General features: G+C 54.1%; 6 protein-coding genes and 1 pseudogene. 5 read left to right on the top strand and 2 right to left on the bottom strand.

Annotated elements, in window-relative coordinates; genetic code table 11:
* The 4 genes from QRT08_RS18125 to QRT08_RS18110 form a co-directional block, all read left to right on the top strand.
* On the top strand, positions 1 to 500 hold a 500-nt coding region (locus tag QRT08_RS18125), incomplete at its 5' end, for a PD-(D/E)XK nuclease family protein (RefSeq protein ID WP_286047393.1).
* Positions 501 to 716: 216 nt separating this feature from the next.
* On the top strand, positions 717 to 1142 hold the full coding sequence (locus QRT08_RS18120) for a DUF6884 domain-containing protein (RefSeq protein ID WP_286047392.1): 426 nt from the start codon (positions 717 to 719) through the stop codon (positions 1140 to 1142).
* Positions 1139 to 2044, top strand: coding sequence for a GIY-YIG nuclease family protein (locus QRT08_RS18115; protein ID WP_286047391.1), 906 nt, complete (start codon positions 1139 to 1141; stop codon positions 2042 to 2044). The genes QRT08_RS18120 and QRT08_RS18115 overlap by 4 nt, the downstream gene beginning before the upstream one ends.
* Positions 2045 to 2495: 451 nt before the next feature.
* Positions 2496 to 3740, top strand: coding sequence for an outer membrane protein assembly factor BamB family protein (locus QRT08_RS18110; RefSeq protein ID WP_286047390.1), 1245 nt, complete (start codon positions 2496 to 2498; stop codon positions 3738 to 3740).
* Positions 3741 to 4918: 1178 nt separating this feature from the next.
* Here QRT08_RS18110 and QRT08_RS18105 read toward each other — a convergent pair.
* Both QRT08_RS18105 and QRT08_RS18100 read right to left on the bottom strand, forming a co-directional pair.
* Positions 4919 to 5311: a cupin domain-containing protein gene (locus tag QRT08_RS18105; RefSeq protein WP_286047389.1), complete on the bottom strand. Its 393-nt coding sequence runs from the start codon at positions 5309 to 5311 to the stop codon at positions 4919 to 4921.
* A gap of 52 nt (positions 5312 to 5363) precedes the next feature.
* Positions 5364 to 6037 (bottom strand): annotated as a pseudogene (locus QRT08_RS18100) (IS6 family transposase).
* Positions 6038 to 6161: 124 nt separating this feature from the next.
* Between QRT08_RS18100 and QRT08_RS18095 the strand changes: the two are divergent.
* On the top strand, positions 6162 to 7046 hold the full coding sequence (locus QRT08_RS18095) for an NAD(P)-dependent oxidoreductase (protein ID WP_286047388.1): 885 nt from the start codon (positions 6162 to 6164) through the stop codon (positions 7044 to 7046).
* Positions 7047 to 7133: the final 87 nt, after the last annotated feature.

Below are 7133 nucleotides of genomic sequence, written 5' to 3'. Positions count from 1 at the left end.
GCAGTACCATCGATTGGTCTACAACACCGACCCAGATTGTCGACACCCCCGATCGATTATCGCCGACAGTCATCGAGGACCTGCAAACCCAAGTTCAGTACGGCGTCTCAGACATTGAGCAGTTAGAAGCGACGCTACCTGTAGAAGCAACCTATGATGAGTACCAAGTACGTCTCGAACTCCCCACTGGTCAAGTAGTCGGCGACATCGATCACCTCACTGTTACAGATGATTGCTACTATATCTCCGACTATAAGACGGACACACTCCGTGGTCGAGATCTTGAGACAGTAGCTGAGCATTATTTTGCGCAACTTTTCGTCTATGCGTGTGCACTGTCGCAAGCCGACTCGACTCGAGACTGTGTGCTGCGGTTGATCTTCACCAATGCAGAGACGAGCGAAGAGAGAGCCATCTCATCGGAGGATATCAACGAGTGGCGAGAGCGCTTTGCACGAGCGCTTGCACAGGAGTTTGCCGACAGAAGGCTACGTAAGTAATACTCGAGAATCAGTAGTGGAGAGCTCACTCATGAAACGATCGGAGCCTCACCCTATAGTTCTCCAATTACAGAACCATGGCTTCCAGTTACTTCAGCAGGAATTAACGGTGGACAGCTCCCGTGCTTTGCACTCGAATTTGTCGAGACACTTACAGCAATACACGAACTATTCAGACAATAATAACTGATCCCATTATCACCATCCCATTACAGGATGGAAATCAGATTGATTAGTTGTACCAAGAGCAAACGCGACCATCCGGCGCAACTGAAGGACCTCTACATGGAGTCACCGCTGTTCCGAAAAGCTCGTGCGTACGCCGAAACCCACCACGACGACTGGTGGATCCTCTCGGCCAAACACGGCCTCCTCGCACCCGATGGCCCACCGATCGACCCCTACGACGAGACACTCACCACGGCCTCGAAAGCAGACCAACGAACGTGGGCCCAACAGGTCGCCTCTCAACTAGCGGATAAAGGGCTTCTCACAGAGGCAACCACACTCGTATTCCACGCGGGGAGAGACTACTATGCGGAACTTCTTCCGCTGATCGAAGATACAGGCGTCACTGTCCAAATCCCGACCGAAGGGCTCCAGATCGGCGACACTCTTGCCTGGTATAACGAGCACCAATGATCGAGTACGAGTTCTATAGCTCAGACTGGGGCGGTGTCGCGTGGTCTGACTGGCTTCCACTAAATTCTAACTCCTTTGGGACCGTCCCACGAGAACCAGGACTATACCGGATTCGTCACCAGGACGCCGATCGTCTGTATCTCGAATACATCGGTGAATCGGGCGATATCCGCCGACGGATCCAGAGCCTTGCACGAGGTGTCTATGCCGAGGAGATGCCCTATCGCGATCCGCATACGGCAGCTCCCTGTCTCTGGGCCATCAGGCATGAGGTTGGCCCCGCTCTCGAAGTCTCACACGTGAGCGCCACAGAACTGGGAGACAAGCAACAACGAAAGGGACTCGAAACGGCATTCATCGCCCTCCATCGGCGTGCTACCGATCGGAGTCCGACCGCTAACTTCGGGCGGATCATCAGCGGCTACAAACAATCGTCGTACAGCTATAGCGACCCTGCGTTCAAAGGAGGTCTCCTCGACGAAGGCGACGAGGAACCAAACGCAGAACAAGGTATTGAGCCACCTAACTGGCAACTATGGGAAACGCCACGAGCCCGAGAGTGGATGGGGCTCGACTGGTCCGAACCATATCGATTAGACCAGCGCCTCGAAGCCACTCCGCCGGACAACGGCCTGTATCGAATCTGGTATAAAAACAGCGATGCACCGTTGGCCTACATTGGCGAATCGAGTGCGATTCCCTCCCGTCTCTACAACCACGAGACCGTCTTCGGCGGGCACGCTCTGTTCGCGTATGCCAAGCGTCTCGATCTCGACGCCGCTCACAAACGCCAAGAGATCGAGACGGACCTTCTTGGCGCGTATTACCTCGCTACGAATGAGTCTCCACTAGCTCAGTTTGGCTACTCGGAAAACGTTCCTCCTACTGGCGTTCGTAATTGACTCCTAAGTAGCGTATTTCGTTTCGTGTCGACAGTAGGACCTCAACGTGGCCACTATTTAGTGGTAGTGCTCCTCCAGACGGTTCTGACACTGGATCCATCACCTCTCGCAGTTTGATCCGACGCGCTAGGAGCGATAATCTCCGAACGCGGTGAGTGCGTATGTCCATTCAGCACGGGGCCGTACCATATATCGGTTCGCAGTTCGTCCACTCAGGGGCGACGCTGTCGCTTGCTCGTCCTCACACAAGCGTTTGATATACGACATTCCGGAGGCTGGGTTGCGGGATCTGTGCCTGACGCCGACGCTCCGACCTGACGACGGTGTCTCATCAGTAGTTCAGACAAGGAGAAAAATGAAATTGGTACTGGGAGTTCAGATAGATCTCCATAGATGCTGTACTTGATATTTCGTGTGGGGGTTTTATTCAGAGAAGCATGATAGAGCCCTCATGCGCCAATCAGTAGGAGTCGATGAGATTGGGCGACGGAACTTTATTCAGTTAACTGGCGGCATCATCGCTGCCGGTGCCTTCACGGGCACTGTGAGTGGTGCTCCGAACAACAATTGGCCCCAGCCGCGAGCGGACGCCGGTCGAACAGCTTCAACCGCCGCAAGCGGACCGAAAGACGATGTACGGACACGATGGTCAGCACCCGGAAGCGACAGCGGCGTCATCGTTGGTGGCTGTGTCTACCTGAGTGAATCCGGTACTGTACGAGCACTCCGACTTACAGACGGATCCGAGCGGTGGAGTATGCAAACCGACGGTTCTTTTGCCAATCTGTCTGCAACAGATGAGACCGTGTATGCTGCCGTGGGCGGTGAGTGGAACGGTATCATCGCTCTCTCAACGACCGACGGCACCGAACGATGGCGCCAGGAACTACTTCAACCACAGCACGCACCAGTGATCGACGACGATCTATACGTGATTGTCGGAAACCCCGAGTCCAGCGACTCCGACGAATTCGAGGGATCACTACTCGCCCTTTCGGCGACTGACGGAACAGTACAGTGGGAGCATTCGCTTGACCTTGATCGTGAGAGACCATCTGCACCAGCAGTATTGAACGACACTATCTACGTAGCCGGCTCAGAAGTGATCGCGATCGACACCGATGGCGAGGAACTCTGGCGCAACCCTGACGGCGGGCATCACCTTACCGTCGCGAACGGAACGGTCTATGTGTCCATCTCACCGGGACTGCGTGCGCTCTCAGCAAGCGATGGGTCCGAGCAGTGGGAGTATGCCGTCACCATTGACGGACGACCGGCCGAAGACGCTCACGCCTCAGCACCGGCTGTCGTTGATGGGACTGTGTATTTCGGTTTGACTGACTACCAACGTGAGGGTGCAGCAGGGATCTATGCGCTTTCGACGACTGACGGGTCCGAGCAGTGGACTACGCTGTTCGAGAGCGATGTCGTCATCGGGGCGCCAGTGGTCGCAGATGGCGTCCTCTATAGCCACGCGGCGGGCTTTGCAGACTTCCCCAGCGAGCGTGGAACCGTGGAAGGGGGAAGAGCGTTCGCGCTCGATGCCGCTGATGGAAGCCAGCAGTGGGAGATCGGTGACGCGGAGGACACGGAGTTCTCCGATCTGATCGTTACTGATGGGCTCGTTCTAGTCGGGAAGCTCTCGATACGTGCGGGCGAATCCGAGATACTAGCGCTCGAAGAGGCTGCTTCGTAGCACCGATAATTATTGGTGCATCGCTCTGGCAGAACAACCTCGTCGGTCCGATCTTTCCGTGTAGAACTCAGGGAGAGAACTGAGTTTGACCGCACATCAACTAGGGACTTCCATGTCTCTTTCAGAAGTATCAGAAGCATCATGTGCTCTATCAGTGGAAGGGCTAATGATGACTGAACGTCCCGATCGACCTAGTGGTAATCTCGTTCTCAAGCTCAACGAGCGGAACACACTCGGTATCATCGATGTCGAGGATACCCACACTGGCACACTCGGCGAGCCCTCTCGTGCCACTGGTGTCGGGGACTCTCAACCACCATCAACGCGATCCGCTTCCAAGCAACTACCCACCAGCTCACCGACGGGAGTTTTCCGGTCAACCCTCTAAAGAACTATCTCGGGTATGCACTCGCCCTCGCCGCAGAGGGTGACACACACGAGGTCTACGCCGAGAACGAGATTAACAGCGTATCAGGCGGTCGTCGTGGTTTGATTCTTCTCGGTCTCGTCGATAACGAGCCTACCGGAGAGACCCTCACGCATCTTGGTGCAGAAGTCGTTCGATTCGCTTACGATCACCATGGCACTATTGGCGGTGCACTCAAAGAGCTTCATCGGACAATCAGTGACGATGGACTCCTCATGGAGTATCTCTCGGTGACGACAGTCAGCCAAACTCGCATCGTTCCGATCGGAGAAACGATCTGAGAGGCGATCGAGCGCCCAGTCAATGGATACATATCCTCCAGTGGCAGGTCCCTGGGGCGATCGCCGGAACGTTTCTCGTGTTGTCGTTGATCCTCGTCGGTGCAATCGTGGCTCCAGTCCCGACGGCAGTCCTCTTGGCAGTAGTGCATCTCGTCGTCAACACGATTCTAGGTGTTCGTCGCTGGACAGTCCTGTTGGGCTATCCGGTGGTATTTGTGTTCGTACCTCTGGTTGTATACGCGCTCGCTCGTCAGACGCTCGTTTGGGGTGGCCGGTGATACCACTGGCGTGGAAAGTTCGACGTGACGGTCCTCAATTAGCGACCTCAGCGGTACATCTATAATCCTCTTGTACAACACGCGCATTTGTACGTCGGCTAATATTGTACAAGGTCACAGCTCACAAACACTCGCACAGAGAGTCAACACTGCTCTCAGTGCGGGAGTTAGTTATACCGATCAGTGGGGACATCAAGCGTCAGTCGACGGCTCGTATTCATGCGCATCATCGACGGATGGTGCGCCGATAGCGAGCACACGAACCGGACCATCTGCGGACTCGGGATTGAATGCCCGCTGTGGACTTCCAGGATCGACAAACAGCGCTTGGTCAGATTCGACGACGTACTCGTCGTCGGGCGTCTCGACGTGCAGTGTCCCCTCGAGCACGTAGAACGCTTCGACTTGTTCATCGTGATAGTGATAGCTTAGTCCCGATTGCTCACCGGGAGAGAGTTCATAGACGCGAAGACCGAGCTTCGAGTCTTGGTAGTCGTACCCGGCTGCAACACTCAATGAGCGAACGTCTGTTGGGCGATCGTCCCACTGCCCAAGTTCTTCAGCGTTGACAAGGTGATACCCCATATTCCGCTATAACTATTGGTAGCTACTAAACCTATAGTTTGAGGGGCACTGTCTAGTTTAGCGCCTCCTCAATCGGTGTCTTTCTATCGAGAGCTTGGTGCAGCCTCTGACGGTTGTAGTAGTGCATAAACTGTTCACGCCATTCGTGGCGCTTGACCGACTGCCCACCCACGAGTTATGAACGCGGTCGATGCGCATTTTGAGCGTGTGAAACCACTTTTCGATCAGGTTTCGCTCGGTATAGTCCACCCGATCGCTCAATCCTACTCGAGCAAGGGAAGTCCGATATCCGAATTGGTCAACAAGAAACTCAGCCTCGGAGAGTCGTGTTTTTCCTTGAGCCGATGGAGAAATGCAGCCGCCAGATCAGTGCCACGTCGACCAAATAACGCGACGTCGAGAATCAATTTTGTCTCGGTGTCGATTGTAGCGTACACCCAAAACCAGTCGCCGTTGATCTTGGCAGCGGTCTCGTCAACCACGACCCGCGTCGGCTGCGCCTCAAGCGGGTCTGACACACGGTCAGAGCTGATGTACCCCGTTCCAAACTGCCTGATAAGAGCGTGTTACGCCGAGTAAGCGAAGAACCTCTTGTGTCTTTCGAAGCGAACAGCCAGTCGCGTGAAGCCGGACGGAGAACACCTTGACGGGCATCGCCGTCCGCTCACACTCCCACCATCCTCCTAAATCCGCCGCATAGCTCTCACTGAGCAGGTCTGCGAGCATCTTAACCAACTCACTCAATGACCTGCTCGTTCCTCAAACTGGCTTAACTAGACCGTGCTCGCGAGGATTATTAGTAGCAATTTCCGACGCTAACTTCTTATCCCGGTACTGTGATTCGTGATCCATGACAGCCCTTGGCTTCATCGGACTCGGTCAAATGGGCGGATCAATGGCAACACATCTTGCTCAAAACGACAATGAGGTCTTTGTTTTTGATCAACGTCAAGAAGCAATTAGTGCTGTTGAATCAGTAGGGGCTACAGGAACCAGTTCAGCCTCGGAGGTCGGAAAAAAAGCAGAAGTGATCTTTCTCTCGTTACCGGATCCAGAGATGGTACGAGCAGTGGTTTCGGAACTCGAAGCCACAATTAGCCCGAATTCGGTTATCATTGATACCACTACTTCGACACCAGATACGACCCGATCGATAGCAGACCAACTTGCAAATGATAATGTGGCAGTCCTTGGAGCGCCAGTCAGTGGCGGCGCAACTGGCGCAGAAAATGGAAATCTTACTGTTATGGTGGGTGGGGATCGAGCGACGGTTGAGGCTTGTCAGGAGTTTTTTGAAGCGTTCGCAACGAACGTTTTCCATATTGGAGAAGACCCTGGTTACGGACATGCAGTGAAATTACTCAACAACTATCTCTCGAATACGGCCATGGTCGCGACCTCTGAAGCGATCATTCTCGGGCAGGAGATTGGGCTTGACATTGAGACAATGTGCGAGATATTCAATGTCAGCACTGGTCGTAACTCTGCAACCGAAGACAAATTCCCGGACTACATTTTGAATGACCGTGACGTTGGGTTTGCGCTCGGATTAATGGAAAAGGATCTTCGTCTATTACTCCAATTCGCCGAAGACAACCGGATTCCACTCCTTCTCGCAAGTGTCGTGCGGAACCAAGTCGGTCGGACTCGAAATCAGTATAGCGAAACTGGAGATATGACCGACGTCTATGACTATCTTTGCGATGTTATGACGACTACGGACACAGGAAAGTAGTCGCTGTACTTGGGGCCCTTTACGTGGGTTGTGAAAGCGGTGCAACCTTACTGCTGGTCATGTAGATCTCGTAGCCGAGATTGCGAC

Origin of the sequence: Halalkalicoccus sp. NIPERK01 (assembly GCF_030287405.1) — an archaeon.
Taxonomy (GTDB): domain Archaea; phylum Halobacteriota; class Halobacteria; order Halobacteriales; family Halalkalicoccaceae; genus Halalkalicoccus.
The sequence above is the reverse complement of the archived record's forward strand: the minus strand, read 5'-3'. Positions and strand labels throughout refer to the sequence as shown.